Here is a 1945-nt window from a genome sequence, read left to right as displayed (position 1 = left end):
GACCATCAGACAGGCGGGCCAGGCCGCGGGGGCCGTCGGACAGGCGGACCCCGGCCGCCAGGGCTGTCACGCAGGCGCGGGCCGGCGACCCAGGGCCCGAGCCAGCCGGCGTTCCCGCTCCGGAGGCAGGGTCGTCATGATGACGACCGGGTGATGGGGGCGCAGCGCGTCGACGACCTCGTCGGCCGCCGAACCGCGCACCAGGGCGAAAATGGCGGCCCGTCCCGGCTGTAGGTGCCCGGCGATGCGCCGGACCAGATCGGCGTCAACGCCCGGCCCGCTGAGCCGGCTGGCGAGCGCCCCGGCGCCCGCCCCGATGCCAAGGCCGACGAACGGGGCAAAGAACACCGTACCGATCACCCCTCCGCACAGGGCTCCGCCGAGTGCGGCGGTCCGGGCCGGGTTGGCCCCGCGGCGGATCGTGATGTGGCCGCGCTTATCTCGCCAGACCAGCGTGCCGTCGGCCAGGTCGAGCCGTTTGTCCCGGCGCAGTCGACGGCCGAGTGACCAGGCCTGCCGCGCCTGCTCCACGCTGTCGAACCCGAGAACCACGAGCTGCTCCGCCATCGCCGCCGTCCCTTCCAGCCTTCCGGCTTCCTCTCCTGCCCTGAGCCCCGGCCCCGCAGCGGGGCCGTACATTTTCCATCGGATCGCAGTCCCCGTCCACCCGCAAATGCGCCACTCCGTGCGGGCCCCGCCGATCCCCTCATCGGGCGGGTCCGGCGGTGCTCCCATGGCACTCCCTCCGCCCGGGCGGGTGCCCAGGAGGGCACCCGACGAGAGGGCACCGGGCTGCGGGGCACCGGGCGGGAGGGCACGCCGTCGCGCCAGGCGGCTACCGGTACGGTCTCGCCGAGGACGGGCACACCGGCTGCGCCGTCGGGGAGACTCGGCGGCATGGTGCACGTGACCCTGCAGCAGGGCGACATCACGCTCGTCGAGGCCGACGCGATCGTCAACGCCGCCAACAGCGGACTGCACGGCGGTGGGGGCGTCGACGGCGCGATCCACGCCGCCGGCGGGCCGGAGATCCGGGCCGCCTGTGAGCGGCTGCGCGCGACCTCCCTTCCGCGGGGGCTGCCGACCGGTGAGGCGGTGGCGACGCCGGCGGGCCGGCTGGCCGCCCGGCACGTCATCCACGTCGTCGGCCCGGTGTACGACCCGGCCGAGGACCGCTCGGCGCTGCTGCGGTCCGCCTACACGCGGGCGCTGGCGGTCGCCGACGAGCTCGGCGCGGCCAGTGTCGCCTTCCCCGCCGTCAGCGCCGGGGTGTACGGCTGGCCGTTGGACGATGCCGCCCGCCTGGCGATGACCGCCGTCCTCGCGGCGGACACCCGGGTCACGCTGGCGCGCTTCGTGCTGTTCGACGATCGGGCCTACCGCGCGTTCAGTGCGGCACTGGCGGCGGCCAGTCGACGGTGAGCTCGCCCAGCCGCCAGCGCCGGGCGTCCCCGCGGACCGGCCAGCCCCGCGCCCGCAGCTCACCCGCCGCGGCGATCCAGCGCTGCCGCGGCGAGAACACCGCCCGTGGCGCGGCCCGTTCCCAGGCCCGATCGAGCGCCGCGAGCAGGCGGTGGACGTCGTGACCGGGCACGTTGTGCTCGATCAGGGCCTTGGGCAGCCGCTCGGCGAGCTCGGAGGGGCGACCGAGGCTCGGCAGGTGGGCCGAGAACGTCAGGGTCGGCCGGGCGGCGACCCGCCCGGCGGCGAGCCAGCCGGGCGCCCCTCCCGGGGCCGGCAGGCAGAACCAGCAGGCCCGCCGGCCGATCTCGTCGCAGGTCCCCTCGACGAGCAGGCCGCCGGGGGCCAGCCGCGCCGTCATCGTCGCCCAGGCGCCGGCGACGGCCGGTTCGGGATACTGGCGTAGCACGTTCAGGGCACGGACCACGACGGGACGCGTCGCCGCGGGCGGCAGTTCGAACCCGCCGCGGGCGAAGGTCAGGCC

The 1945-nt window shown here is 76.5% G+C and carries 2 protein-coding genes and 1 pseudogene; 1 reads left to right on the top strand and 2 read right to left on the bottom strand.

Going from position 1 to position 1945, the window contains the following annotated elements:
• Positions 1–66 precede the first annotated feature (66 nt).
• The gene (locus ND748_RS30875) at positions 67–567 is read right to left on the bottom strand and encodes a DUF1269 domain-containing protein (RefSeq protein ID WP_251749835.1); all 501 of its coding nucleotides are present in this window, start codon (positions 565–567) and stop codon (positions 67–69) included.
• Positions 568–897: 330 nt separating this feature from the next.
• On the opposite strand from ND748_RS30875, the gene ND748_RS30870 reads away from it, so the two are divergent.
• Positions 898–1422 (top strand): O-acetyl-ADP-ribose deacetylase, encoded by a 525-nt coding sequence (locus tag ND748_RS30870; RefSeq protein WP_251749833.1) that lies wholly within the window; start codon positions 898–900, stop codon positions 1420–1422.
• On the opposite strand, the pseudogene ND748_RS30865 reads toward ND748_RS30870, so the two are convergent.
• Positions 1388–1945: pseudogene (locus ND748_RS30865) on the bottom strand (class I SAM-dependent methyltransferase); the annotation flags it as partial. The gene ND748_RS30870 and the pseudogene ND748_RS30865 sit on opposite strands and share 35 nt — an antisense overlap.

This window comes from Frankia sp. AiPs1 (assembly GCF_023716945.1).
Classification (GTDB): Bacteria; Actinomycetota; Actinomycetes; order Frankiales; family Frankiaceae; genus Frankia.
This window is presented reverse-complemented; position numbering and strand designations above follow the sequence as displayed.

Bases quoted from the DNA above. Each gene is read 5' to 3' on its own strand.
- ND748_RS30875 (WP_251749835.1), bottom strand. From the start codon at position 567: ATGGCGGAGCAGCTCGTGGTTCTCGGGTTCGACAGCGTGGAGCAGGCG.
- ND748_RS30870 (WP_251749833.1), top strand. From the start codon at position 898: ATGGTGCACGTGACCCTGCAGCAGGGCGACATCACGCTCGTCGAGGCC.